The organism is Quisquiliibacterium transsilvanicum (assembly GCF_014202215.1).
GTDB classification, from domain to species: domain Bacteria; phylum Pseudomonadota; class Gammaproteobacteria; order Burkholderiales; family Burkholderiaceae_E; genus Quisquiliibacterium; species Quisquiliibacterium transsilvanicum.
Genome location: NZ_JACHGB010000005.1, coordinates 24,910 through 49,549, shown reverse-complemented (window position 1 = coordinate 49,549; position 24,640 = coordinate 24,910). Strand labels below are relative to the sequence as shown.

The 24,640-nt window shown below is 71.7% G+C and carries 30 protein-coding genes; 9 read left to right on the top strand and 21 right to left on the bottom strand.

The genetic code is table 11. The features are described from left to right. The first annotated feature begins 101 nt into the window (after window positions 1-101). Window positions 102-659, top strand: a complete 558-nt coding sequence (locus HNQ70_RS12695; protein ID WP_183968155.1) for a hypothetical protein — start codon at window positions 102-104, stop codon at window positions 657-659. Window positions 660-729: 70 nt separating this feature from the next. On the opposite strand, the gene HNQ70_RS12690 is transcribed toward HNQ70_RS12695, so the two are convergent. Then, a complete protein-coding gene (locus tag HNQ70_RS12690; RefSeq protein WP_183968153.1) occupies window positions 730-1,188 on the bottom strand; it encodes a (2Fe-2S)-binding protein in 459 nt (152 codons plus the stop codon). 10 nt (window positions 1,189-1,198) lie between these two features. Further along, window positions 1,199-3,472 (bottom strand): molybdopterin cofactor-binding domain-containing protein, encoded by a 2,274-nt coding sequence (locus tag HNQ70_RS12685; protein WP_183968151.1) that lies wholly within the window; start codon window positions 3,470-3,472, stop codon window positions 1,199-1,201. A gap of 166 nt (window positions 3,473-3,638) precedes the next feature. Here HNQ70_RS12685 and HNQ70_RS12680 point away from each other — a divergent pair, with 166 nt between their 5' ends. After that, window positions 3,639-4,466 carry a TlpA disulfide reductase family protein gene (locus HNQ70_RS12680; protein WP_183968149.1) on the top strand — a complete coding sequence of 276 codons (828 nt, stop codon included), beginning with the start codon at window positions 3,639-3,641 and terminating at the stop codon, window positions 4,464-4,466. Continuing rightward, on the top strand, window positions 4,463-4,741 hold the full coding sequence (locus HNQ70_RS12675) for an acylphosphatase (RefSeq protein ID WP_183968147.1): 279 nt from the start codon (window positions 4,463-4,465) through the stop codon (window positions 4,739-4,741). The genes HNQ70_RS12680 and HNQ70_RS12675 overlap by 4 nt, the downstream gene beginning before the upstream one ends. A 92-nt stretch (window positions 4,742-4,833) precedes the next feature. On the opposite strand, the gene HNQ70_RS12670 is transcribed toward HNQ70_RS12675, so the two are convergent. From HNQ70_RS12670 to HNQ70_RS12655, 4 genes are all read right to left on the bottom strand, one after another. Then, a complete protein-coding gene (locus HNQ70_RS12670; protein ID WP_183968145.1) occupies window positions 4,834-6,408 on the bottom strand; it encodes a class I adenylate-forming enzyme family protein in 1,575 nt (524 codons plus the stop codon). 100 nt (window positions 6,409-6,508) lie between these two features. Further along, the gene (locus HNQ70_RS12665) at window positions 6,509-6,826 is read right to left on the bottom strand and encodes a BON domain-containing protein (protein ID WP_183968143.1); all 318 of its coding nucleotides are present in this window, start codon (window positions 6,824-6,826) and stop codon (window positions 6,509-6,511) included. Window positions 6,827-6,867: 41 nt separating this feature from the next. Further along, window positions 6,868-7,032 carry a DUF1328 domain-containing protein gene (locus tag HNQ70_RS12660; RefSeq protein ID WP_183968141.1) on the bottom strand — a complete coding sequence of 55 codons (165 nt, stop codon included), beginning with the start codon at window positions 7,030-7,032 and terminating at the stop codon, window positions 6,868-6,870. A gap of 173 nt (window positions 7,033-7,205) precedes the next feature. Further along, window positions 7,206-8,594 (bottom strand): CHASE3 domain-containing protein, encoded by a 1,389-nt coding sequence (locus tag HNQ70_RS12655; RefSeq protein WP_246434953.1) that lies wholly within the window; start codon window positions 8,592-8,594, stop codon window positions 7,206-7,208. A gap of 38 nt (window positions 8,595-8,632) precedes the next feature. Here HNQ70_RS12655 and HNQ70_RS12650 point away from each other — a divergent pair, with 38 nt between their 5' ends. Beyond that, window positions 8,633-9,262, top strand: coding sequence for a response regulator (locus HNQ70_RS12650; RefSeq protein WP_183968139.1), 630 nt, complete (start codon window positions 8,633-8,635; stop codon window positions 9,260-9,262). A gap of 11 nt (window positions 9,263-9,273) precedes the next feature. Here the strand turns inward: HNQ70_RS12650 and HNQ70_RS12645 are convergent, their stop codons facing one another. The 5 genes from HNQ70_RS12645 to HNQ70_RS12625 form a co-directional block, all read right to left on the bottom strand. Continuing rightward, window positions 9,274-9,660, bottom strand: coding sequence for a response regulator (locus HNQ70_RS12645; RefSeq protein WP_343060772.1), 387 nt, complete (start codon window positions 9,658-9,660; stop codon window positions 9,274-9,276). A gap of 187 nt (window positions 9,661-9,847) precedes the next feature. After that, window positions 9,848-10,660 carry a mechanosensitive ion channel family protein gene (locus HNQ70_RS12640; RefSeq protein WP_183968137.1) on the bottom strand — a complete coding sequence of 271 codons (813 nt, stop codon included), beginning with the start codon at window positions 10,658-10,660 and terminating at the stop codon, window positions 9,848-9,850. Between the two features lie 79 nt (window positions 10,661-10,739). After that, a complete protein-coding gene (locus HNQ70_RS12635; protein WP_183968135.1) occupies window positions 10,740-11,339 on the bottom strand; it encodes a DUF938 domain-containing protein in 600 nt (199 codons plus the stop codon). Then, complete coding sequence (locus HNQ70_RS12630) at window positions 11,339-12,226, bottom strand: pirin family protein (protein ID WP_183968133.1); 888 nt, start codon at window positions 12,224-12,226, stop codon at window positions 11,339-11,341. The genes HNQ70_RS12635 and HNQ70_RS12630 overlap by 1 nt, the downstream gene beginning before the upstream one ends. 73 nt (window positions 12,227-12,299) lie before the next feature. Beyond that, on the bottom strand, window positions 12,300-12,899 hold the full coding sequence (locus HNQ70_RS12625) for an FMN-dependent NADH-azoreductase (protein ID WP_183968131.1): 600 nt from the start codon (window positions 12,897-12,899) through the stop codon (window positions 12,300-12,302). A 122-nt stretch (window positions 12,900-13,021) separates the two neighbouring features. Here HNQ70_RS12625 and HNQ70_RS12620 point away from each other — a divergent pair, with 122 nt between their 5' ends. The 4 genes from HNQ70_RS12620 to HNQ70_RS12605 are packed head-to-tail and all read left to right on the top strand — an operon-like array spanning window position 13,022 to window position 16,846. Then, window positions 13,022-14,059 (top strand): LysR family transcriptional regulator, encoded by a 1,038-nt coding sequence (locus HNQ70_RS12620; RefSeq protein WP_183968129.1) that lies wholly within the window; start codon window positions 13,022-13,024, stop codon window positions 14,057-14,059. Next, a complete protein-coding gene (gene gor / locus HNQ70_RS12615) occupies window positions 14,043-15,395 on the top strand; it encodes a glutathione-disulfide reductase (protein ID WP_183968127.1) in 1,353 nt (450 codons plus the stop codon). Before HNQ70_RS12620 ends, gor begins: the two co-directional genes overlap by 17 nt. Window positions 15,396-15,403: 8 nt before the next feature. Further along, the gene (locus HNQ70_RS12610) at window positions 15,404-16,405 is read left to right on the top strand and encodes a patatin-like phospholipase family protein (protein WP_183968125.1); all 1,002 of its coding nucleotides are present in this window, start codon (window positions 15,404-15,406) and stop codon (window positions 16,403-16,405) included. Between the two features lie 3 nt (window positions 16,406-16,408). Beyond that, window positions 16,409-16,846, top strand: coding sequence for a hypothetical protein (locus tag HNQ70_RS12605; RefSeq protein WP_183968124.1), 438 nt, complete (start codon window positions 16,409-16,411; stop codon window positions 16,844-16,846). A 40-nt stretch (window positions 16,847-16,886) separates the two neighbouring features. Here HNQ70_RS12605 and HNQ70_RS12600 read toward each other — a convergent pair whose 3' ends face one another. After that, window positions 16,887-18,431 (bottom strand): AMP-binding protein, encoded by a 1,545-nt coding sequence (locus HNQ70_RS12600; protein ID WP_183968122.1) that lies wholly within the window; start codon window positions 18,429-18,431, stop codon window positions 16,887-16,889. Between the two features lie 179 nt (window positions 18,432-18,610). Between HNQ70_RS12600 and HNQ70_RS12595 the strand changes: the two genes are divergently transcribed. Further along, window positions 18,611-19,567, top strand: a complete 957-nt coding sequence (locus tag HNQ70_RS12595; protein WP_183968120.1) for an NAD(P)H-dependent flavin oxidoreductase — start codon at window positions 18,611-18,613, stop codon at window positions 19,565-19,567. A 91-nt stretch (window positions 19,568-19,658) separates the two neighbouring features. On the opposite strand, the gene HNQ70_RS12590 is transcribed toward HNQ70_RS12595, so the two are convergent. The 9 genes from HNQ70_RS12590 to HNQ70_RS12550 all read right to left on the bottom strand — a co-directional run bounded on the left by HNQ70_RS12590 (window position 19,659) and on the right by HNQ70_RS12550 (window position 24,614). Next, window positions 19,659-20,168, bottom strand: a complete 510-nt coding sequence (locus HNQ70_RS12590; RefSeq protein ID WP_183968117.1) for a DUF6152 family protein — start codon at window positions 20,166-20,168, stop codon at window positions 19,659-19,661. A 50-nt stretch (window positions 20,169-20,218) separates the two neighbouring features. After that, window positions 20,219-20,653: a hypothetical protein gene (locus tag HNQ70_RS12585; protein WP_183968116.1), complete on the bottom strand. Its 435-nt coding sequence runs from the start codon at window positions 20,651-20,653 to the stop codon at window positions 20,219-20,221. 40 nt (window positions 20,654-20,693) lie between these two features. Further along, on the bottom strand, window positions 20,694-21,350 hold the full coding sequence (locus HNQ70_RS12580) for a glutathione S-transferase family protein (RefSeq protein WP_183968113.1): 657 nt from the start codon (window positions 21,348-21,350) through the stop codon (window positions 20,694-20,696). Continuing rightward, window positions 21,347-22,081, bottom strand: a complete 735-nt coding sequence (locus HNQ70_RS12575) for a dienelactone hydrolase family protein (protein WP_183968112.1) — start codon at window positions 22,079-22,081, stop codon at window positions 21,347-21,349. The genes HNQ70_RS12580 and HNQ70_RS12575 overlap by 4 nt, the downstream gene beginning before the upstream one ends. A 70-nt stretch (window positions 22,082-22,151) precedes the next feature. Beyond that, window positions 22,152-22,796, bottom strand: a complete 645-nt coding sequence (locus HNQ70_RS12570) for a phosphoribosyltransferase (protein ID WP_183968110.1) — start codon at window positions 22,794-22,796, stop codon at window positions 22,152-22,154. A 49-nt stretch (window positions 22,797-22,845) separates the two neighbouring features. Then, window positions 22,846-23,403, bottom strand: coding sequence for a phosphoribosyltransferase family protein (locus HNQ70_RS12565; protein ID WP_183968108.1), 558 nt, complete (start codon window positions 23,401-23,403; stop codon window positions 22,846-22,848). Window positions 23,404-23,479: 76 nt separating this feature from the next. After that, entirely contained in the window at window positions 23,480-23,833 is a 354-nt protein-coding gene (locus HNQ70_RS12560) for a hypothetical protein (RefSeq protein ID WP_183968106.1), read from the bottom strand. Continuing rightward, the gene (locus HNQ70_RS12555; protein ID WP_183968104.1) at window positions 23,830-24,258 is read right to left on the bottom strand and encodes a phage holin family protein; all 429 of its coding nucleotides are present in this window, start codon (window positions 24,256-24,258) and stop codon (window positions 23,830-23,832) included. Before HNQ70_RS12555 ends, HNQ70_RS12560 begins: the two co-directional genes overlap by 4 nt. Window positions 24,259-24,305: 47 nt before the next feature. Next, window positions 24,306-24,614 (bottom strand): ElaB/YgaM/YqjD family protein, encoded by a 309-nt coding sequence (locus HNQ70_RS12550; protein ID WP_183968102.1) that lies wholly within the window; start codon window positions 24,612-24,614, stop codon window positions 24,306-24,308. Window positions 24,615-24,640: the final 26 nt, after the last annotated feature.

The window sequence follows — 24,640 nt, the reverse complement described above, 5'->3', positions numbered from 1 at the left end:
GCGCGAGGCGGATGCGCCGCGCTCGCGGCGAGCCCTGGGGACCGCCCGCGCCAAAGCCGCAGCGACCCGCGGTACCCTTGGTCTTTTAGGCCGGAGTCGGGATGGAGTTCAGGCTCGTCTACGAGGGTCCGCTGCTCGCGCAGGGCGCGAAGGCCGCGCACAAGTGGGAGATCCGCCGCGCGTTGCACCCGCAGCTCGAGCGTCTCTGGAAGGAGAAGCCGCTGGAGGCGGTCGCGCCGCGGCTGCTGGACGCCACCTCGCAGCGCTCGGCCGATTCCATCGTCGTCGAGCGCGACGGGCTGCGCTTCGCGCCGCTGGTCACGCACCGGCTGAACCTGTACGCGGAGATCTCGGTGCTGCTGATGCGCCAGCAGCAGCACGGCGCGCTGTTCACCGAGGGCGGCGACATCGACAACCGGCTGAAGACCCTGCTCGACGCGCTGCGCCTGCCGCGCGGCCCGAACGAGGCGCGCGGCAACGGCGGCCGTGACGACGACCCGCCGCTGTTCTTCTGCCTGCTGGAGGACGACGCGCTGATCACCAAGGCGTCGGTGGAGACCGCACAGCTGCTGCGCCCCGCGCCGCCGGATTTCGTGCTGGCGATCGTCGGCGTGCACGTGAAGAAGACGATGCTGACGCCGGCGAACATGTCGCTCTGAACGGGCGAACGGCGGACGCCGTGCCCGACGAGCCCGCGCCAGGGTGCGCGCCGCCCCTGGGCGGCAGCCCTCATCCCGCCTTCGCCTTCGCCGCCTGGTGGATCGCCTCGCGGATGCGCGGGTAGGTGCCGCAGCGGCATATGTTGCCGGACATCGCCTCGTCGATCTGCGCGTCGGTGGGCTGCGGGGTCTGGCGCAGCAGCGCGCTCGCGCTCATCAGCTGGCCGGGCTGGCAGTAGCCGCACTGCACCACGTCCACGTCGATCCAGGCCTCGGTGAGCGCCTTCGCTTCCGGGCCCGCGAGCCCCTCGATGGTGGTCACTTCGGCGCCGCCGACCGCCGACAGCGGCGTCACGCAGGCGCGCGCCGGCGCTCCGTCCAGGTGCACGGTGCAGGCGCCGCACAGCCCGGTGCCGCAGCCGTACTTGGTGCCGGTGAGCGCGAGCTCGCCGCGCAGCACCCACAGCAGCGGCGTGTCCGCTTCGGCCTTCACCTCGACCGCTTTTCCGTTGAGCTTGATGGTGGTCATCGGTGCTTCCTCAGGCCAGTTTCAGGGGCAGCGCGCGCAGGCGCTGGCCGGTGGCGGCGAACACGGCGTTGGCGACCGCGGGCGCGATCGGGGGCAGGCCCGGCTCGCCGACCCCCTCCGGGTGTTCGATGCTGTCGATGATGGCGGTCTCGATGACCGGGCATTCGCCGATCCGCAGCGCGGGGTAGTCGTGGAAGTTGGACTGGACGACGCGGCCGTCCTCGATCGTCACCTCGCCATGCAGCGCGGCCGACAGCCCGTAGACGATCGCGCTCTCCACCTGCTGGCGGATCACGTTGGGGTTGACCGCAAAGCCGCAGTCGATCGCGCACCAGACTTGCTCGACGCGGATCGCGCCGTCGTCGCCCACCGAAACCTGCGCCACCTGCGCGACGATCGCGCCGAAGGACTGGTGCAGCGCCACGCCCTTGCCGCGCCTGCGGCCGTCGGCGGCCGCGGCGATCGGCGAGCCCCAGTCGGCCATCGCCGCCGCGCGCTGCAGCACTGCGAGGTGGCGCGGGTGGCGCTGCAGCAGCGCTTCGCGGAAAGCCACGGGGTCCCTGCCCGCGCTGGCGGCCACCTCGTCCATGAAGCCTTCCTTGAAGAAGGCATGGTGCGAGTGGCCCACCGCGCGCCAGAAGCCCACCTGCAGCGGCAGCTGCACCGTTTCGTGCGCGATTCGAGCGTTGGGAAACTCATAGGGCTGGTCGAAGGCGCCCTCGGCCGCGGTCTTGTCGGGGCCGGCCCCCGGCAGGCCGAAGAGGCGGCCGAGCGCCTGCGGCACGATCGCCTGGCCCGCCGAGGTGTTGCGCCAGGCGGCCAGCCCGCCCTGCGCGTCCAGCCCGGCCCGGAAGCGCGACACGCAGGCGGGACGGTAGACGTCGTGGCGGATGTCCTGCTCGCGGGTCCAGAGCACCTGCACCGGGGCGCCGTCGGCCTGCAGCGCGATCGCTGCCGCCTGCGCGACGAAGTCCACCTCCAGGCGCCGTCCGAAGCCGCCGCCGAGGAACTGCACCTTCACCTCGACCGCCTCGGTATCGATGCCCAGCGCGCGCGCCGCGGCCATCCGCGCCAGGCCGGGCACCTGCGTGGGCACCCAGACCGTGGCGCGCCCGTCGCGGAACTGCACGGTGCAGTTGACCGGCTCCATCGGCGTGTGCGCGAGCCAGGGCGCGCGGTACTCGGCTTCGACGACCTTCGCGGCGGTGGCCAGCGCCGCGTCGACGTCGCCGGTGCTGTAGTAGGAGAAGCCGTCCTCGCGGTCGAGCGTCGCCGCTATCTGCTCGATCGCCGCGGCGCTGGAGAAGCCGGCCATCGCGCCGTGGTCCCATTCCACCTCGACCGCCGGCGCCGCCTGCATCGCCTGCCAGGGCGTGTCCGCGATCGCCGCCACGCCGCCGGTGCCGCCGTTCAGCGCGGGGAAGCTCACCACCTTGCGCACGCCGGGCATCGCATGCGCCTTGGCGGCGTCGAGGCGGCGCACGCTGCCGCCGAGCGTCGGGCACATCTGCACCGCCGCGTAGAGCATGCCCGGCAGCAGCACGTCGCTGCCGAAGCCGGTGCGGCCGGCGATCTTGTCGGCGGCGTCGGTGCGGCGCAGCGGCCTGCCAAGCAGGGTGAAGCGCTTCGGGTCCTTCAGCGGCGGGTCCGCCGGCAGCGGCTGCCGGCCCGCGGCCTCGGCCAACTCGCCGAAGCGCGCCTGCCGCCCGGACGCAGCGTGGGCGACGAGGCCCGCCGCCACGGTGATCCCGGCGGCGTCGACCTGCCACTGCTGCGCCGCCGCCGCCACCAGCATCGCGCGCGCCGACGCGCCCGCCTGGCGCATCGGCAGCCAGAGGTCCTTGGTGCTCGACGAGCCGCCGGTCATCATCACGCCGAACTCGCGCATCGCCTTCGCGGTCATCCAGCCGGCGAAGCGCTTGAGCGTTCCGTCCTCGTCCGGATGGAGGGGCAGGCCGTCGACCACCGCGGCCAGGTTGTTGTAGATCGGGTCGATCGGCGACATTTCGGTGCGCACCCGCGGCCAGTCGGCATCCAGCTCCTCGGCCAGGATGGCGGCCAGCGCGGTGTGGATGCCCTGGCCCATCTCGGACTTGGCCATCATCACGGTGACGGTGTCGTCGCGGTCGATCTTCACCCAGCCGTTGAGCGGCACCTGGCCGGCGGCCGCGGGCAGCGGTTCGCGCGTGACCAGGCGCTGGCGGGGCGGCATCGCGCCCCAGCCGATCGCGAGCGCGCCGGTGGCGGCCAGGGTGCCGAGGATGAATCGTCTGCGGGTGGGCACTGTGAGCTTCCTTGGAGTCATGGCGTGCGCGCGGGGCAGGGCCGCGGTGCGCTGCGCTGCGCTGCGCGATTATGCTTGCAGGTTTCGGTCCGTCCGGCGGTGCATGAACGCTCCTGCAAGCCCGCGCGCGCTGCGCCGACCATCTTTCCGGGAACCGTTCCGCACGATGCTCTCCGTCAACCTCGGCCCCCTAGGCCTTTCCGTCGACCGCCTGCTGGTCATGGCAGCCTTCCTGGCCGCGCTCGCGATCGGCTGGCTGGTGGGCAGGCGCCGGGGCGTGCCGCGCGGCGCCGGCATCGGCGCGGTGCTGCCGGACATGCTGCTGGTGGGCCTGGTCGCTGCCCGGGTGGCCTTCGTGGCGCAGTGGTTCGAGGCCTACCGCGCCCAGCCCTGGTCGATGCTCGACGTGCGCGACGGCGGTTTCACGCCCTGGGTCGGCATCGCCGCTGCGCTGCTGTACGCGGCCTGGCGCGCGCGCCGGCTGCCCGCGGTCCGCGTGCCACTGGCCTCGGGCCTGCTGGCCGGGGCCGTGCTGTGGGGCGGGCTGTCGGCGGCAGTTCACCTGATGACGCAGCAGGCGCCCGGCCTGCCGGAGACGCGGATGCAGGCGCTCTCGGGCGCGCCGGTGGCGCTGGCCGAGCTGGCCGCGGGCAAGCCGCTGGTGGTGAACCTGTGGGCCACCTGGTGTCCGCCCTGCGTGCGCGAGATGCCGGTGCTCGCCGCGGCGCAGGCCGCCGAGGCGGGGGTGGGCTTCGCCTTCGTCAACCAGGGCGAGGCGCCGGAGCGGGTGGCGGGCTTCCTCGCGGAGCGCCGGCTGGCGCTGGACAACGTGCTGCTCGATCCGCCCGGTGCGCTGGCGCGCGCGGTGGGTTCGCGCGCGATGCCGACCACCCTCTTCTACGACGCCCGCGGGCAACTGCGCGACACGCACCTCGGCGCGCTGTCCGAGGCCTCGCTGGCGGCGAAGCTGGCGCGGCTGAAGGAGGCGCGGTGAACGCGATCCACCTGCGCATCCGCGGACGCGTGCAGGGCGTCGGCTACCGCGCGTCGATGACCCGCGAGGCGCGGCGGCTGGGGCTCTCGGGCTGGGTGCGCAACCGGCTCGACGGTTCGGTGGAGGGCGCGGCCGTGGGCGACGACGACGCGGTCGCGGCGCTCGTCGAGTGGGCGCACCGCGGACCCCCGGCAGCAAGGGTCACCGAGGTCGAGGCCCGGCCGCTGGCCGGGCCGTCCGGCTTCGAGGGGTTCGAGCAGCTTCCGACCGCCTGAGCCGCACCGGGGCGACGCGCAGCGTGGCGCGCCCGGGAGTGGCGCGCCGCGCGGGCCGGCCGCGAGCCCGGGGGAGGCGGCCGAGGGCGGGTTCAACCCCCGGCGCGCGGCACCCGCTCCTCCAGCTCGTGCCGTTTCACCTTGCCCGTGGCGCTGCGCGGGAACTCGTCCAGTCCGATGAACACCACGTCCCTGGGCACCTTGTAGCCGGCGATCCGGCCGCGGCACAGCGCCTTGACCTCGTCGGCGGTCAGCGTGTCGTCCACCTTCGCGACGAAGACCACCGGCGCCTCGCCCCACTTCGGGTCCGGGCGGCGCACCACCACCGCCTCGGCGATGCGCTCGCTGGCCAGCAGCACGCGCTCGATCTCGGCCGGGTAGACGTTCTCGCCGCCGGTCTTGATCAGGTACTTCCTGCGGTCGACGAAGTCCAGCGTGCCGTCCGGATTGCGCACGAAGACGTCGCCCATGTGGAACCAGCCGCCGCGGAAGTCCTCCGCGTTGGCCTTGTCGTTGGCCCAGTAGCCGGAGAAGAGCGTGGGGCCGCGGAAGGCGAGCTCGCCGGGCTGGCCGTCTGGCACCTCGTTGTCGTCCTCGTCCACCAGCCGGATCTCGCAGAACGAGTTCTGCAGCTTGGAAAGCCGCTGCGGGATCTCGCCGACCGGAATCACGCCGCGCCCGGCCGGCGGTCCGCCGGTCTCGGTGGAGCCGAACGAGTTCTTGTAGGGGGCGTTGAACAGCCGGGTCACCTTGGCGATCTGGTCGAGCGGCACCAGGTCGGCCATCGCGCCGATGGTGCGGGCGCCCTTCGGTTTGAGGCCGGTGCGCTCGATCTCCTCGATCACGCGGTCGATCATTCCGGGCATCAGCGTGAAGTGGCCGACGAACTCGCGCGCGGCCACCTGCACCAGCTCGGGCACGTCGAGCCCGTCCATCACGATCACCTTGCCGCCGTGCATCAGGGTGCCGTAGACCGAGTCCGTGGAGACCATGTGGAACAGCGGGCCCCAGGCGACGAAGGCATCGCCAGGCTGAAGCGGGCTGTCGAAGCGCGCCACCATCGCGCGCGCCACCATTGCCCGCTGGCTGATCAGCGCGCCCTTGGGCATGCCGGTGGTGCCGCTGGTGTAGAGGATGATCAGGCCGCTCTCGGGGTCTGCCTCGTCGAAGCGGGCATCGGGGCGGCCAGCGGCCAGCAGGGCATCGAAGCCGGTCTCGATCTCCAGGGTTTCAGGCACGCGGTGCTCGATGCGCCTGGCGGTCTCGGCGTTGCGCGCCGAGTGCACCAGCAGCTTCGGCGATACCAGACGGATGCAGTGCTCCAGCTCCTCGTCGGACTGCCGCCAGTTCTGGCAGGCGAGGATGATGCCCAGTCGCGCCGCGGCCAGCTCGAGCTCCACGTACTCGGTGCGGTTCTCGGAGAGCACTGCAACGCGATCGCCCTGTGCCAGCCCGTGCAGGCGCAGCGCATCGGCCAGGCACGTTGCGCGCTCGTGCAGCTCGCTGTAGGTGAACTTGCGTTCGCCGGATTCGAGTGCGATGCGCTCAGGCGTGCGCGCGGCCTGCTGCAGCAGCAGGCCGGTCAGCGACAGGCGGGCGGCCTGTGCGGGAAGTGAAAGGGGGAGAGCGGGAAGGGGAGAAGCAGGCAGGGGAGCGGGCGCGGACATCGTCGACGATCCGGTAGGCGGTCGGGCCGCCCACTATATCGCCGCGCATCCGCGCGGGGCGCGGGCGGGGCCCGGGTTTCGGACCCCGCCCGGCGCAGGGTCAGGGACGGACGACGATCTCGTTGCGCACCGACTTCACGCCCTTGGCTTCGCGGGCGAGGCGTTCGGCGGCGATGCGCTCGTTGGCGCTCTTGGCGAAGCCCGACAGCAGCACCGTGCCGTTGAGGGTCTCGACGCTGATCGAGGAGGCGGCGACTTCCTTGCTCTCGACGAAGCGCGCTTTCACCGCGGTGGTGATGGCGGCGTCGTCGATGTACTCGCCCATCGTGGACTGTCCGCGGCTGACCGCGCAGCCGGAGAGGACGCCCAGCGAGAGGGCGGAGGCGATGGCGGCGATGGCGATTCGGTTCTTGGTCATGGTGTGTCTCCCTTGTGTGTCTGTGTGTGTGCGGTGTGAACTCAGCCTCGCTTCAGCGCGCCGACCAGGAAGCTTCCCACGGCCAGCACGACGAACACGAAGAACAGAATCTTGGCGATTCCCGCCGCGCCGGCGGCGATCCCGCCGAAGCCCAGGACGGCGGCGATCAGCGCGATGACGAAGAATACGACGGCATAGTGAAGCATGTCAGTTTCTCCTGGAGGGGGCCTGCGGGCCCCGTGGTTCTGGATGACGCAGCGGCAAGGCTGCGATGGGTCCATCGTAGGCGCAGCGGCGTCCGGCGCACATGGGAGCGCCGGCGGTGCTGACGTAGGCGGGTGGCGCCGGTGCGTGTAGGAATGCGCCGACAGCGGCGCCGTCAGGTTTCGGCGCGGGCGGCTTCGGCGTCGTCCGGGCCGGCCGGCAGCCAGGCGCGGATCCTGGTGCCGCGGCCCGGTGCGGACACGATGTCCAGTTCGCCCCCCGAGGCCTCGACGCGGTAGCGCATTCCGGTCAGGCCGTGCGCGCTCTCCGGCTGACGCGCGGTGTCGAAGCCCCGGCCGTCATCATGCACCTCAAGTTCCACTCGGGCGCCGCGCGCCGCCAGCGAGATGTCCACCGTCTTCGCATGCGCGTGGCGGGCCACGTTGGTGAGCGCCTCCTGGACCAGGCGGAAGGCGGTGAGCTGGTCGGCCGGCTTGAGCTGAACCGGCTCGGCGGCGCAGTTGATGGCGATCCCGGCGCGTTCGCCGAACTCGCGTGCGAGCACTTCGAGCGCCGGCACAAGTCCCAGGTTGGTCAGCGACGAGGGGTGCAGGTCCTCGATGATGCGACGCTTCAGCGCGATGCCCTGGTTGAGCGTCTCCACCAGGTGGGCGAGCCGTTCGAGCGCCTCCGGCGCGCCGCTGCCGAGGCGGGAGCGGATGCGGGCAGCGTCCAGCTTGGCGGCCGTCAGCAGCGCGCCGAGCTCGTCGTGCAGCTCCCGCGCCAGCCGCGAGCGCTCGTCCTCGCGCACTGTCTGCAGGTGCTGGGTCAGCCCGGTGAGCTGGCGGGTGCGCCGCCGGACCTCGACTTCCAGCCGGTCCCGCTCGGCCAGCGCCTGCCGGCGGTTCTCCTCGCGCTGGGCCTCCAGCGCGAGACTCTGGCGCAGGTAGAGGAAGAGCGCGAGCAGGCTGATCGCGGTCATCGCCAGCACGCCGGCGCGGTTCAGGAACAGGGTGTCGAACACGGTCTTGCGGCCCTCGGCGATTCGGGCCGATTCCAGCTCGAACAGCCGTGTGGTGATCCGCGCGACCTGCTCCATCCGCTCCCTGCCGATGCCCGCGTCCAGCAGCGCCTTCCAGCTCTCATCGCGCCCCTCCTCGCGGAGCTGGAGCACGGTCTCGATCTCGGAGAGCCGCATCCTGACCTGGTCCTCCAGGTCGCGCACCGCGGCAGTGAGCTGGGCGTCGCCGTAGTAGTGCGCCTCGAGCTCGCCAATGCGCTGCTCCACCTCGCGGGAGGCGGTGCGCAGCGGCGCGAGGTACTCGGCGCGTCCGGTGAGCAGGTAGCCGCGCTGGCCGCTCTCCGCCTCGAGCACGCGCTTGAGGATCCGCTCGACGTTCACGCGCGCGGCCCCATAGCCGCCAAGCGTCTCCATCGTCCGCGACGAGTGCCGGTAGGCGAACTCGCTGATCGCGAGCAGCGTGAGCCCGGCCAGCACCGCCGCGGCGAAGGCCAGCGGGGCGCGGCGCAGCAGCGCCTGCATGAGGCTTTGCCAGGCTTTCATCTACACTCTCCAGCGATTCTTCACGTCGAACGAGCCAGATGATCCGCGTCGCCATCGTCGATGACCACGCCATCGTGCGCGCAGGGCTGCGGCAGTTCCTCGCCGAGCAGATCGACCTCGAGGTGGTCGCGGAGGCCGCCGACGGCCGGGCTGCGCTCGACCTGGTCCGCGCGGGCGGGTTCGACGTGCTGGTGATGGACCTCTCGATGCCGGGCCAGGGCGGCGTGGACGCGCTGATCGCGATCCGTGCGCGCGCCCCCGAACTGCCGGTGCTGATCCTCAGCGGTTTTCCCGAGGCGCACTATGCGACGGCATTGCTGCGGCATGGGGCCAGCGGTTACCTGAACAAGGAGTGCGACCCGCAGGAGATCGTCGATGCGATCCGCGTCGTCCACCAGGGCCGCAGGTACGTGACGCGGGCGCTGGCTGAACTGCTCGCGGAGGGGCTGGTGAACGTGGAGAGGCCGCCCCATGAGCAGCTCTCCGAGCGCGAGTTCCAGGTGTTCCTGCGGCTGGCGCAGGGCGAGGCCATCGGTCAGATCGCGCTGGGAATGTCGCTGAGCGTCAAGACGGTGAGCACCTACCGGACCCGGCTGCTGGAGAAGATGCGCCTGTCGTCCAACAGCGACCTCACCTACTACGCCCTGAAGAACGGCCTCATCCGGTAGGCGGACGCGGCTCATCCGCGGCGACCGCTCGCCAGCAGCTCGCAGTAGTCGATCAGCGAATCGATGTCGTTGGATTTGTCGAACACGCGGTCCGCGCCAAGCGCGAGGCAGCGCCTGCGCATTTCCGGGGTTGCATGGTTGCTGAGCACCACCAGGCTGGGGCCGCCGCCTAGCCTGCGGGCCGCCGCCAGCACCCCGAGCCCGGAGCCTTGCTTCAGGAACAGGTCGACGATGACCAGTTCGCAGTCGTCCTTGCAGCGGCGCAGCCAGCCGATCGCACCCGCCTCGTCCTCGGCGCAGCCGATCACCCGCACCGGACCGAGCTCTTCGAGGGCGGCAGTGAGGTTTTCGCGGATGACGGGGCTGTCTTCCACGATGAAGGTGCGCAGGCTGGACACTGGGGCGGGCGTTCTGGGCTGGAAGGGATCCGAACCCCGATGCTGGGCCCTCGGGCGGCGGCCGTCCATCGGGCAGGGCCGGGTGGCGGTGTCGGACAATTCCTACGCGGGCCGCGGCGGAGGCGGCCGGCCGGGCGGTGGCCTTGCCGCCGGCCGCTGGACCGCAGTGCGGCCCAGCGGCCACCGCTCAGGCGGGTAGCTGCTGCACCCGGTGCGAGGAGGCCGGCGCAGGCCAGCCGGCTTCCGCGCCCACGCGGGCGATGGCCTCGTTGGTGTCGAACCAGACCTGCCAGTAGTGATCGGTGTGCGTATACGGACGCACTGCGATCTGCGGCCCTTCGAGGCGGAAGTCGAGCAGCGTGATTTCCGGCGCGGGGTCGGTTGCCACGTTCGGGATGGTGGCGACCGCGGCCTTCAGGCGGGCGATGGCATCCAGCGGGTCGACCCCGTTGGCCAGCTGCGCGATCCGTTCGACGCGGCGCACCGGCAGCGCGGAGAAGTTCTGGATGTTGTCGGAGAAGAGCTTGTTGTTGCCCACCACGGTCAGCACGTTGTCGGGCGTGATGATGGTGGTGGCGAACAGGCCGATCTCCTGCACGGTGCCGACGGTGCCGCCCGCGCTGATGAAGTCGCCGACCTTGAAGGGCCGCAGCACCAGCAGGAAGGCGCCCGCCGCGAAATGCGCGAGCAGGCCGCTCCAGGCCACGCCCACGGCCACGCCGGCGCCGGCGAGCATCGCTGCGATCGAGGTCGTCTGGATGCCGAAGTAGCCGAGGATGCCGAGCACCAGGGCGATGTTCAGCGCCACGGCGATGATCGAGCCCACGTACTTGGTCAGGGTGGGGTCGACGTTGTTGCGTCCCATCGCAGCCTGGATCAGCCGGACGACCTTGCCGATCAGCCAGCGGCCGATGATCCAGAAGGCGATCGCCGCCAGCACCTTCAGTGCGAGGTCGATCCCTGTGGTCATCAGGAATTCCTGGACGTTCTCGATCTTCATGCGGTGCTTCCTTGCGCGTTCAGGCGAGTTGACGGGGGCCGGCCCAGTCTCGCCGGAAGGCGTCGCCGGCGCAAGTGCCTCAGGCGCCAGGCTTGCGGAACACCAGCACCAGGTTGTTGGCGGGCATCCGCACCCGCTCCTCGAAGACCAGGCCCGCCGCGGCCGCCTGCGCGACGACGTCCGCGAGCAGCCTCAGTCCCCATGCAGGGTTGCGCGAGCGCAGGTCGGCGTCGAAGGCGAGGTTGCCCGGCGCGGTCGGCTCGCCGTCGACCAGGTAGGGGCCGTAGGTGACCAGAACCCCGCCGGGCGCGAGGTGGCGCGCCGCGCCGCGCATCAGCGCGCTGCAGCTTGCCCAGGGGGAGATGTGCAGCATGTTGGCGCAGAAGACGGCGTCGAGCGATCCGTGCGCCACCGGCCAGTCGGGCTGCAGCACGTCGAGCGCGAGCGCCGGGGCGACGTTGGCAAGCGAGCCGCACCAGGCGTCGATCGCCGCCGTGGCGCCCGGATCGGCGTCGCTGGGCTGCCAGCGCCAGCCGGGTTGCGCCGCGGCGAAGTGCGCCGCGTGCTGGCCGGTGCCCGAGGCGATCTCCAGCACCGCTGCGGCGGGCGGCAGCACCCGCTGCAGCACCTCGAGGATGGGCGCCTTGTTGCGCTGGGCGGCGGGGCTGGAGGGGAGCATCACAGCGCCTGCACGCGCGCCGCCTGGAAGGCGCCCCGCTGGTAGTCGGCGAAGGCGCGCTCGAGCTCGGCCCGCGTGTTCATCACGAAGGGGCCGTACTGCGCGATCGGCTCGCGCAGCGGCCGGCCCGCCACGATCAGCAGCCGCGCTTCCTCTCCGCCGGCTTCGACGGAGATCCCCTCGCCGTCATCGTTGGCCAGGATCGCCATGTGGCGGTCGGGCGCCTCGGTGTCACCGATCCGGACCCGGCCGCGGTAGGTGTAGGTGAACGCGTTGTTCCCGGCGGGCAGCGCCTGGAAGAAGCGGGTCCCGGCAGGCAGGTGCACGTCGAGCAGCAGCGGCTCGGTGTCGGGGCGCTGCACCGCGCCGCGCGTGCCGTGGCTCTCGCCGGCGATCGCCCGCACCAGCACGCCGTCGGGCGTGCGCAGTTCCGGGATCGCCGACGAAGGGAGGTCGCGATAGCCCGGCGCGCTCATCTTGCTCTTTGCCGGAAGGTTCACCCAGAGCTGGAAGCCCTCCATCAGCCCCTCTTCCTGCTCGGGAAGCTCCGAGTGAATCAGCCCGCTGCCGGCGGTCATCCACTGCGCGCCGCCGGGGCCCAGCAGGCCTTCGTTGCCGGCGCTGTCATGGTGGCGCATGCGGCCGGCGATCATGTAGGTGACCGTCTCGAAGCCGCGGTGCGGGTGATCCGGGAAGCCGCCGATGTAGTCCTCCGGATTCTCGTTGCGGAAGGCGTCGAGCATCAGGAAGGGATCGAGCCTGCGCTGCAGGTCCTGGGTGAGCACGCGCGTCAGGCGCACGCCCGCACCGTCCGAGGTGGCCTGGCCGAGGACCAGACGCTCCACGCGGCGCGTCAGGGGCTTGGTGTGGTCGATGGATGCGGTCATGCCTGGTCTCCGTTGTCCGGCCTCGGGGCTGCGGGGGCCGCCGTTGCGGCGCGCCCCGCAGTGGTGATCGCGCTCAGGCCGCCAGCGCGTCGATCTGCTCCTGCGCTTCGGCGAAGGCGCGCGTTGTCGAATCTTCGCCCATCGCCAGGCCCTCGGCGTAGACGAACTCGATGTCGGTCATGCCGAGGAAGCCGAGCACGGTCTTGAGCCAGGGCACCTGCGCGTCCGCGTCGGTGCCGCGGTAGCGGCCGCCGCGCGCCAGCGCCACGTAGACCTTCTTGCCCTTGACCAGGCCCTCGGGGCCCGACTCGGTGTAGCGGAAAGTGACGCCGGCGCGTGCGATCGCGTCGACCCAGGCCTTCAGCTGCACCGGGGTGCCGAAGTTGTACATGGGCACGCCCAGCACGATCGCGTCGGCGGACTGCAGCTGCGCGATCATTGCGTCGTCCAGCGCGACGCGCGCAGCCTGCTCGGGCGTGCGGTCGGCGGCGGGCGTGAACAGCGCGCCCAGCGCGGCTTCGTCGATGATCGGGTGGGGGTTGCGGGCGAGGTCGCGGACTTCGACGTCGGCGCCGGGGTTCAGAGCCTTCAGCCGCGCGGTGACCGCGTCGGCCAGGCGGGTGGAATTGGCGCCTTCGCTGCGGGCGCTGGCATTGATCTGCAGGATCTTCATGGTCACTTCTCCGAATCGGGTGGATGATCCCGGGGGGCCCGTGATCGATGGAGAGAGTCTATTTGTTCCAGGGCGTTCAGATAAGTCCTTCGATCGGATATCATTGGTCCATGAGAGGAACAATGGCGACGGCATCGACGGCGGCACCAGCGGCGACACCGGCAGCAGCTTCCGAGGGGCTTCCGGACGCCAACGACCTGCTGCTGTTCGCCTGCGTGATGGAGGCGGGCAGCTTCTCGCGCGCCGCGCAGCGCTGCGGGCTGCCGAAGTCCACGGTGTCGCGCCGCATCGCCGCGCTGGAAGCCGGCCTCGGCGAGCGTCTGCTCACCCGCACCACGCGGCAGCTGGCGATCACCGAGTTCGGCGAGCGCATCCTCGACCATGCCCGCCGGCTGCTGGAGGAAACCGAGGCCGCCCACGCGCTGGCGCAGCATCGGCAGGCTGCGCCCCGCGGCACGCTCCGGGTGTCGCTGCCGCCGGACTTCGACGAGCTGAACCTGCCCGCGCTGCTGCCGGGCTTCGTGGCCGTGCATCCGGAAGTCCGGGTGGAGCTGGACCTGTCGCCGCGGCGCGCGGACCTGGTGGCCGAGCGCTTCGACCTCGCGGTGCGCGTCGCCGCGCGCCTGCCGGACGATGCCACGCTGGTGGCCCGTCGCATCGCGGACCTCGGCTACGGACTGTATGCCAGCCCGGACTACCTCGAACGCGCCGGGCGACCGGTCTCGCCGCAGGAGCTCCCGTCGCACGCCGGCCTGCGGCTGATCGTCAGTGGCGGCGAGGTGCAGCCCTGGCGACTGGCCAGCGGGGCGGAGCGCTGCGAGGTGCTGCCCTCGGGTCCGCTTGCCGCCAATTCGATCGGCCTGTTGCGCGAGCTCGCCGCACGCGGCATGGGCATCGCCGGCCTGTCCGAGCGGCAGGCCGCGCCGCTGCTGGCCAGCGGGCGGCTGGAGCGGGTGCTGCCGGACTGGCGGTTGCCGACGATGACCGTCTGGGGCGTGACCCCGGGCCGGCGCTTGACGCCGGCGCGCGTCGACGCCTTCCTGGAGGCGGTCCGGGCGGCCCTGAAGCAGGATTCGTCCGCGGTGTCCCCCGATGAAGAACTGCCGGCCCCGGCCGGCGCGAAAAAAACGAAGGAAGCCTCGAATGTCCGAAACCTGTGACCTGTTCGTGATCGGCGGCGGCTCGGGCGGGGTGCGCGCCGCGCGCATCGCCGCGGGCCACGGTGCCAGGGTGGTGCTCGCCGAGGAATACCGCTACGGCGGCACCTGCGTGATCCGCGGCTGCGTGCCGAAGAAGCTGCTGGTCCTCGCCAGCCGGCTTGCCGACGAATTCGATCGTGCTTCCGCCTATGGCTGGACGCTGGCCGGGGTCAGCTTCGACTGGTCGGCGCTGCGGGCCGCCAAGGATCGTGAGATCGGCCGGCTCGAAGAGATCTATCGCACCAACCTGGTCAACGCCGGGGTGCGGGTGGTCGAGTCGCGCGCGGTCCTGGAGGGACCTGGCACGGTACGCCTGCTGTCCACCGGAGAGAAGGTGCGCGCGCAGCGCATCCTGATCGCCACCGGCGGCACGCCGATGCGCCCGCCCATCCCGGGCGCGGATCTCGCGATCACTTCCAACGAGATCTTCGACCTCCCCGAGCTGCCGCGGCGCATGGTCATCGAGGGCGGCGGCTTCATCGCGGTCGAGTTCGCCTGCCTGCTGCAGCGCCTCGGCGTCAGCGTGACCCTGGTCTATCGCGGCGAGCTGATCCTGCGCGGCTTCGACGAGGACCTGCGGCGCCACCTGGCGGGGGCGATGCGGGAGGCGGGCATCGAGATCCGCACCAAGCAGACCATCGCGTCGATCGCGCGCGCGGGCGCGGGCTACCGGCTGGAGATGGATGGCGGCGAGGCCATCGACACCGATCTCGTCATGCTGGCCACCGGCCGCGTGCCCAACGTGCAGGGCCTGGGCCTGGAGCATGCCGGCGTCGAGCTGGACGAGCGCGGCGCGATCCGCGTCGGTGACGATTCGCGCACCAGCGCGCCCAGCGTCTGGGCGGTGGGCGACGTGACCGGGCGCGTGGCGCTCACGCCGGTGGCGATCCGCGAAGGCCATGCCTTCGCCGACACCGAGTTCGGCGGCAAGCCGTGGTCCTGCGATCACCGGGACGTGCCGGTGGCAGTGTTCTCCACGCCCGAGATCGGCGCGGTGGGGCTCACCGAGACGCAGGCGCGCGCGCGGCACGCCAACGTCGACGTCTACCGGAGCACGTTCCGCCCGATGAGCAACGTGCTCGCGGAGCGGCCTGAACGCATGCTGATGAAGCTGATCGTCGAGCGCGACACCGACCGCGTGCTCGGCGTCCACCTGTGCGGCCCGGACGCGGCCGAAATGATCCAGCTGGCGGCGATCCCGCTGAAGATGGGCGCCACCAAGCGGCAGTTCGACCAGACCGTCGCCGTGCATCCCAGCGCGGCCGAGGAGCTGGTGACCATGCGTACGCCGGTCTGAGCCGCGCCATGGCAAGAGCGGCGAAGGCGGCGCAGCCCACGGTGAACCTCGCGCTGCAGGGCGGCGGCTCGCATGGCGCCTTCACCTGGGGCGTGCTCGACCGGCTGCTCGAGGACGGCAGGCTGTCCTTCGAGGGTGTGTCCGGCGCGAGTGCGGGTGCGATGAACGCCGCGGTGCTGGCGCACGGCTGGGCCGAGGACGGCCGCGACGGCGCGCGCGCCGCGCTGGAGCGCTTCTGGGGCGCAGTGGGCAGCAACGGCAGCCTGTTCGGCGCAGCGCTGCTCGGCCCATGGGCAGACCTGATCGCGCGCACCCTGTCGCCCTACCAGTTCAACCCGGTGAACCTGAATCCCTTGCGCAGCATCCTCGACGCGCACATCGATTTCGAGCGGCTGCGCGCGGCCAGCCCGCTGCGTCTCTTCGTCGCGGCGACGAGCGTGCGCACCGGTCACGTCAGGGTGTTCCGCTCGGCCGAGATGAGCGCCGACGTGCTGCTCGCGTCGTCCTGCCTGCCCACCGTCTTCCAGGCCGTGGAGATCGAGGGCGAGCACTACTGGGACGGCGGCTTCCTGGCCGATCCGCCGCTGTTCCCCTTTTTCTACGAGTGCGGCACGCGCGACCTGCTGCTGGTGATGGTCAACCCGCTGGCGCGGGATACCGTGCCGCGACGGCCAGGCGACATCGCCGACCGCCTCAACGAGATCACCTTCAACGCCGCGCTGATCGCCGAGATGCGCGCGATCGCCTTCGCGCAGAAACTGCTGCGCGAGGACTGGCTCAGGCCCGCCTATCGTGGCAGGCTCAAGGACGTGCTGGTCCACGTGGTGCGAGCCGACGGGGCGCTGACCGAACTCGGGGTCGACAGCAAGGCCAACACCGCGATGCCCTTCCTGCGCGATCTTCATGAGCGCGGGCGGCAGGTCGCCTCGGCCTGGCTGGAGGCGGATCTGGCAAGCGTCGGCGTGCGCGATTCGATCGACCTGCGGCGCACCTTCCTGACGGAGGACTGATCGATGAATGCATCGACGACCACACAGGACGCTGCGGGCCGGCGCGGGCTTCGGTGGCTGCGCCTGGCGGCCGCGGCGACCCTGCTCGCGGGCGCGGCATCCGTCCTCGCCGCCCCGGACCGCGCGGCGGTGGAGGAGCGTTACCTGCAGGAGCGGGCCGTCTGCGAACGGCTGGGGGCGGACCAGGACCGCGCGGCCTGCCTGAGGGAGGCCGGGGCCGCCCGCGCGCAGGCCCTGGAAGGCGCGCTGAATGACGGCGCGGCCGACCATCGCGAGAACAGCCTCGCCCGCTGCCGCATGCTGCAGGGCGATGACCGCCGCGACTGCCTGTCGCGCATGAGCGGCGCAGGCTCGGTCAGTGGCAGCGTGGAGGGCGGCGGGGTGCTGCGCGAATACAGGACGCGCGAGCTTGGCGCGCCGGGGCAACCGGGCGGGCGCTGAGCCCTCCGGCGCCCGCGGCGTTGCGCGGGCCGCGCAGCCCTCAGACGATCTTCGTCGTGTGCCCCGACCAGTAGCGGTCCTTGAGCAGCCGCTTGTAGAGCTTGCCGGTGGGATGGCGCGGCAGCTCGGCGTCGAAGTCGATGGTCTTCGGGCACTTGATCGCCGACAGGTGCTGGCGGCAGAAGGCGATGAGCTCCTGCTCCAGCTCCGGGCCGGCGTCGGCCATGTCGCGGGGCTGCACCACCGCCTTCACTTCTTCGCCGAACTCCTCGTTCGGCACGCCGAGCACCGCGCAGTCCGCCACCTTCGGGTGGGTGATCAGCACGTTCTCGGCCTCCTGCGGGTAGATGTTCACCCCGCCCGAGATGATCATGTAGGCCTTGCGGTCCGTGAGGTAGAGGTAGCCTTCCTCGTCCACGTAGCCGACGTCACCCAGCGTGGTCCAGCCCTTGGCGTTGGTGGAGCCGGCGGTCTTCTCGGGGTCGTTGTGGTACGAGAACGGGCGGCCGTCGGCGAAAAAGACGGTGCCGACCTTGCCGACCGGGAGCTCCGCGCCGGTCTCGTCGTCGCAGATCTTCAGCTTGCCGATCACCGCGCGGCCCACCGTGCCCTTGTGGGTCAGCCAGTTGGCCGAGTCGATCATCGTCATGCCGTTGCCTTCGGTGCCGGCGTAGTACTCCCAGATGATCGGGCCCCACCAGTCGATCATCTGCTGCTTGACCGGCACCGGGCAGGGCGCCGCCGCATGGATCGCGCAGCGCAGCGTGGAGAGGTCGTACTTGCGGCGGACCTCCTCGGGCAGCTTGAGCATGCGCACGAACATCGTGGGCACCAGCTGCGAGTGGGTGACCTTGTACTTCTCGACCAGCTGCAGGTACTGCTCAGGATCGAAGTGCTCCATCACCACCACCGTGCCGCCCAGGCGCTGCACGGTCATCGTGAAGCGCAGCGGCGCGGCGTGGTAGAGCGGCGCCGGCGACAGGTAGATGCTGTCCGGCGTGAGCCCGTAGACGTTGCGCGACACCTCGATCAGCGGATTGGTGGCGTCGATCGCGGGCGAGTCGGGCGGCACGAACACGCCCTTGGGCCGGCCGGTGGTGCCGCTCGAGTAGAGCATGTCGGTGCCGGCGGATTCGTCGGCGATGCGGGTCGTGGGCTGGGCCGAGACCGCGGCTTCCCAGGACGCGTAGCCGTCGGCGGTGCCGTCGATCATCAGCCAGTGCCTGACGCCGGGGGCCTCGCCGCGCAGCTGCACGGCGGTCTTCTCCATTGCCTTGGAGCTGACCACCAGCTTGGCGCCGCAGTCGGAGGCGATGTAGGCCGCCTCGGCCGAGGTGAGGCGGGTGCTCATCGCCGTGTAGATGATGCCGGAGCGCTGCGCGCCCCAGCACAGCTCGAAGTAGCGCGGGTGGTTCTCGAGCAGGATGGCGATCCGGTCGCCAGCGACCAGCCCGAGCGACCGGAACAGGTGCGCAACCTGGTTGGAGCGCTCGTCGAGCTCGCGGAAGGTGACGGCCTGGCCGGTGCTGGCAAAGATCAGCGCGGGCTTGTCCGGAGTGGACTGCGCATGGACATACGGATGCACTCTCTTGTCTCCTCTATTGGTGGATCACGCGACGCAGCGAGGATACCGCAGCGCCGCCACCGGACCGGCGCCGGAGGGGCCCGGTTTCCGGCGCGGCGCAGTTGACGCCGGGGGCGGCGCCCGCGTAACGTCTGCGGTTTTTCCACGCCTTGCCGGCCGCCCGGCCAGAGAGCCACCCCATGAGCCTGCCCCCCATCCTCCGCGACCGCCTGCGCCTGCCTGTCGTCGGTTCTCCGCTGTTCATCATCTCCGGCCCCGAGCTGGTGATCGCCCAGTGCAAGGCCGGCATCGTCGGCTCCTTCCCGGCGCTGAACGCGCGTCCCGCGGCCCAGCTGGAGGAGTGGCTGATCCGCATCACCACGGAACTGGCCGAGTACGACGCGGCGCATCCGGAGGCACCGAGCGCGCCGTTCGCGGTCAACCAGATCGTCCACAAGTCCAATGACCGTCTCGACCACGACGTCCAGATGTGCGTGAAGTACAAGGTGCCGATCATCATCACCTCGCTGGGCGCGCGGCCGGAGCTCAACGACGCGGTGCACTCCTACGGCGGCATCACGCTGCACGACATCATCGACAACCGCTTCGCGAAGAAGGCGATCGAGAAGGGCGCCGACGGCCTGATCGCAGTGGCCTCCGGCGCCGGCGGGCACGCCGGCCGGCAGTCGCCCTTCGCGCTGATCGAGGAGATCCGCGAGTGGTTCGACGGGCCGCTGCTGCTGTCCGGCGCGATCGCCACCGGGCGCGCCATCCTCGCCGCCCAGGCGATGGGCGCGGACCTGGCGTACATGGGCTCCACCTTCATCGCCACCAAAGAGGCGAACGCCGCCGAGGGCTACAAGCAGATGATCGTCGACAGTGGCGCCGACGACATCGTCTACTCGAACCTCTTCACCGGCGTGCACGGCAACTACCTGAGGGAGTCGGTGCGCCGCGCCGGGCTCGACCCCGACAACCTGCCCGAGGGCGACCTGAAGACCATGAACTTCGGTTCGGAGAAGCCGGTCAAGGCCTGGAAGGACATCTGGGGCTGCGGCCAGGGCATCGGCGCGGTGAAGTCGATCGACTCCACCGGCGACGTGGTGGCACGGCTGCGCCGCGAATACGACGAGGCCCGCCGGGCGATCTGCGGCTGAGGATGGCCGGCCGGGCTTGCCTCGCGAGGCAGGTCCCGGCCTCCGGTCCAAGCGCGAGGAGGCTGCCTGGCTGCGGGTCCAGGCCGGCCGCTCAGCCGGCCGGGGAGGAGCGCAGCCCGTACGTCTTGCCGCCGCGGAACAGCCACTCGGCGCGCATGACCTTCTCGCCGCGCTCGCCGGCGAGGGTGTAGCCGACCACCTCCACTGTCTCGCCTTCGCGCAGCGGCTCGACCGACCAGGCGCTCATCCGGGTCAGCGGCGCGAGTTCGATCGTCCAGCGTCCTTCGGCCCGCATTGGCAGCCGGGTTCTGCCGAGGAGGTCCCGCGCGTCCAGCGGCGCGGCCTGCGCCGGAACCTCGCGCTGTGCGAGGCCGGCGGGAAGTTCGAGCCCGGGGGCTACTTCGATTTCGAACTCGGCATGGGGGTTGCGCCAGCGCACCGCGGTGACGCGGCCGGCCAGGTAGAGCGGGCGGCCGGGGTCGAAGCTGCTCCAGCCGTGGTGGGCTGCGGCGGGGCGCGGGGCAGCGGCCAGCAGCGCGGCCAGGGGGCCGGCGGCTGCGGACAGCGCGCCCAGCGCGGCGATCATCGAACGTCGTTCCATCAGGTCCTCCTCGACGTGTCCCGGGCGGACCGCAGCCGGGGCCCGGGTGTTCAGACGTAGGCGATCGCGCGCCCGCAGACGATGACCGAGAGCCAGAGGCCGGCCGACGCCAGCGCCTGCACCCTTGCGATCGCATCGGCGCGGACCAGCGATCCGCGCGCATGGAACCAGCCGGCATTGGCGCCGGCCAGCATCAGCAGCAGCATCTTGAGCCTGAACGCGGGGTTCGGCAGCAGATCCTGCGGCTGCGTGGCGAACATCGTCAGGCCGGTCAGCGCGGCCAGCGCGAAGCCGGCGACCGACACCGGCAGCGCCAGCCGCGCCAGCGCGCCGGTCTCGATCGTGCGCCCGAGGCCGAGCACCCGCAGCTCGAACAGCAGCAGGCTGCCGAACAGCACCGCGATCCCGGCAATGTGCGCAGCCTCCAGGGCCGGGTAGGCCCAGGGCGAGGTCTGCAGCGCGGCGAGCGGGTTCGGGGGCGTCATCGACTGTCGTCAGCGTTCCGGAGCCTGGCGGGCGGGCGGCTCAGTCCTTCTTGAAGGTGTGCAGCGGCAGCCGCTCGCGCTCGAGCGCGGCAGCGACTGCGGGGGTCGCAGCGAGCCGGTCGACGTAGGCCTTGTAGGCGGGCAGCGAATCGGGGTCGATCTTCGCCATGCCGCCCCAGCGCAGCAGCGTCAGCGCGTAGGCGTCGACCACGCCGACGCGCTCGCCGAACAGCCACGGCGCGCCGCGCTCGACCAGCGACTGGATGCGCTCCAGCAGGCTGCGGTAGCGCTCAGCGTTGAAGCGCTTGAGTTCGGCGTGGCTCAGCTCGCCGTCGGCGAACTTGTGGGGCATGAAGACGTGGGTGAAGGTCGGATGCACGGTGTTGTTCATCCAGGCCAGCACCGACATCGCCTGCGCGCGCGTCCAGGGGTCGGCGGGCAGGAGGCCGGCGGCCGGGTACTGGCGGTCGAGCCAGTCGCAGATCGCGACCACCTGGCTGAGCGGCCGTCCGTCCGCCACCAGCAGCGGCACCTGGCCGTCCGGGTTGAGCGCCAGGTACTCGGGCGTCAAGTGCTCGCCCTTGTGCAGCTTGACGAGTCTCGGCGCGAAGTCCTCGCCGGTGGCGGCCCTGACCAGCTCGAGTGCCACGTGCGGCACGAACGAGCAGGCCCCGGGCGCGAAATGCAATTCATTCATCGTCTCTCCTCCTTGTGGTTCGGGTGCGGTATTGTGCCCCGCTTCGTCCGATCGCCCCGGCACGGCAACGCTTGCTCGAAATGCCGTCCGAACCAGTCCGCGGCAAGGGCCGCAGCGCGCTCCAGCGTGCCGGGCTCCTCGAAGAGATGCGTGGCGCCAGGGACGATCTCGAGCCGCCGATCGCAGCGCAGCTCCGCCCATGCCGCCCGATTCAGCTCGAGGACCTCTTCATCGAGGCCGCCGACGATCAGCAGCACCGGGGCGCGCACCGCCCGCAGCGCCGGCGCCCCGGCGAGGTCCGGCCGGCCGCCGCGCGACACGACCGCCGCGATGCCGGCTGCGGGACGCGCGGCCAGGCGCAGCGCGGAAGCTGCGCCCGTGCTGGCGCCGAACAGGCCCAGCGGCAAGCCCGCGCACGGCGGCAGCACGCGCAGCCCGTCCGCGGCCTCGCCGGGCCGGCGGGAGAGCAGGTCGATGTCGAAGCGGTTCTCGCGCACGAGATCCTCTTCCGGCGTCAGCAGGTCCACCAGCAGCGTGCCGATGCCGCGGGACTGCAGTACCGATGCCACGTAGCGGTTGCGCGGCGAGTGCCGCGATGAGCCGCTGCCGTGCGCGAAGAGCACGATGCCGCGGGCGGACGGCGGCGCCTGCAGCCGTCCCTCGAGCATGGCGCCCGCTGCGGGCAGCCGCAGCGTCTCGTCGATCGGCGCCTCGTGGCCTTCGGTGTGCATTGGCATCTCCGCTGCGGGGTTCCGCATCGGGACCGGCCCGGAGCGGCCCGGAGCGGTGCCCTCGGTGCGCTCAGGCCGGCGCCGCCTGCGGCGGCCGGGACAAGATCCGGATCACCTCGTCGTCCTCGATCTGCCCGAAGTCCTCGTAGAAGCGGCCCACGGCGTCGAAATCCTCGGGGGCGTAGAGGCAGATCACGTCGTCGGCGAGCGGGCGCACCGCCTCCAGGCTGTCCGGAGCGGCCACCGGAACCGCGCAGACCAGCCGGGCCGGGCCGCGGGCGCGCACGGCGTGCAGCGCCGCGATCATCGTGGCTCCAGTGGCCAGCCCGTCGTCCACGACGATGACGACGCGTCCCGCGGGGTCGATGGGTGCTCGGTGCGGGGTGTACGCGCTGCGCCGCCTGCGCAGCGTGCGCAGCTGCTCCGTGCGTTCGCGCTCGATGTAGTCCGCGCCGGCGCCGGCCTGGCGCGCATGCGGAGCGAGGTAGACCCAGCCGGTCTCGTCGACCGCGCCCACTGCGAACTCGGGTGAGAAGGGGGCGCCCAGCTTGCGGACCAGCACCACGTCGAAGTCGCCGTGGAGCGCGTCGGCGATCGCCCTGCCCATGGGCACCGCGCCGCGCGGGATCGCCAGCACCAGCGGATGGCTGCCCCGCCATGAGCCGAGCGCCCCAGCGAGGTGGGCGGCGGCGTCGATCCGGTCGCGAAAGCGCATGGCGGTTTTTCCTGGAGGCGGGGCGGTGCGTCCGGAACCGACGGCGCCTCTAGCGCCTCGGGCGCACCAGCTCGACGGACAGTTCGGATTCGTAGGGCGGAACGTGGCACTCGACCACATCGTCGGGGGCCAGCTGCAGGTGGGCCCCGACGATGTCCGCGTGCACCGGCAGCACGTTCACGTTGCGGTCGGCGAGCACCGCCACCCGGACTTCGGCGGCGCCGCGCCGCGCCGCCCAGTCGAGGGCGCGCAGCAGCGAATGTCCGCGGTAGAGCACGTCGTCGACCAGCAGCACGCAGCGTCCGGCAAGATCCAGGCCGGCGTGGGCAGGGTCCTCGGTGAGCAGGGTCTCGGGGTGCAGCAGGCGGAGATCGTCCGAGTAGCGCTGGATCTTCACGTCGAAGGACGGCAGCCCGGCGATTCCGTGGTCGCGCTCCAGCCGCTCGCGCAGCAGGGCGGCGAGCGGCGCGCCGCGCCGCAGGATGCCGACGATCACCGCGTCACGGCCGGCGAGCAGCGCCGCTGCGCGGCGCGCCATGTCGTCGAGAAGCGCCCCGACTTCCGCGGTGTCGTAGAGGGTGCAGCGCTTGAGGGGGGCCTGGGGCATGCGGGGCCGGGGGCGGCGGTGGCGCGGATTCGCGCGGATCGGTTCGGGTGCGCGCCGGCGGCGGCGGGCGCCGCGCTCAGCGGCTCCGCGGCCGCGGGCGCTCGTCGAGCGCCGCCATCAGCCGCGCGCCGAGCACGGGGATCAGGCGCCGGCCCAGCGGGTGCAGCGGCAGCACCACCACGCCCCAGCGGACGAGGCGGAACAGCCGCCGCGGACCGATCGCCAGCAGGCCGACCGCGATCACCCCCAGCACCAGCGGCTCGCGGAGCAGCGAACCGGCCGTCGACAGCAGCCGGACTGCGGGTGACTCGCTGACCGCGCGGGCCGAAAGCTGGCTGCGGAGGTCCTGCCGGGCCTTCGCGGATGCCGCGACCAGCGCGGCCTTGCGCGCAGCCAGGGAATCGCCGGGCGGGACTTCCTCGGCGCTCATGGCAGATCCCGGAAGGCTGCCGAAGGCAGGGGCGCCTCGCCAGTGGACGATACGGGGGGCGCAGGCGCGGCACCGGGGTCCAGGGTCTCTACATCGCGGCGGAACTCGGCGATCGTGGCCGAGAACGCGGTGGGCGCCTTCGATAGCCCCGCCGAGATCCGCTGCGCGCAGATGACCGCGCCGAAGAGGAAGAGCCCCGCGAAGATGCCGAGCGCCACCAGCGGATTCTTGTCCCAGAAGGCAACGGTGACGAACACCGCAACGAACCCCAGTCCGATGCAGCCGAGCACGATGGCCGCCACCGCGAAAACCGCGACCTTGAGCCACTGTTCGAACTGTTCGCGCAGCTCGAGCGCGAACAGTTCGACCCGGAGGCCGGCAAGCGCGGCAACCCCTACGCCCGCGCGGCGCAAGCGCGCGAACATCGCTTAGTCCTTGCGCATGAGACGCAGGGCGGCCAGAGGCACGCAGTTCAGCGGCGGGAGATGACGACGCCCAGCAGCAGGCCGATGCCTGCGGCGGCGCCGATCGCCGACCAGGGGTGCTGGTGAACGTAGTCGTCGGTGGTGCGGGCCAGCTGGCGGCCGCGTTCGAGCATCGCGTGCTCGGCGTCGAGCAGGCGGGACTTGGCGACCGAGAGGCGGTCGCGCAGGCGCTCGCTCAGTGCGCGCACGTCGGCGTCGGCCGAATTGGCGGTGGCCTTCAGCATCGACTCGAGGTCGCCGACGACCACGCGCATGTCGGCCAGGATCTGATCCTTGTTGATCGTGTTCTCGTCCATGGTCTGGCTCCAGGTGGTGAAGTGAG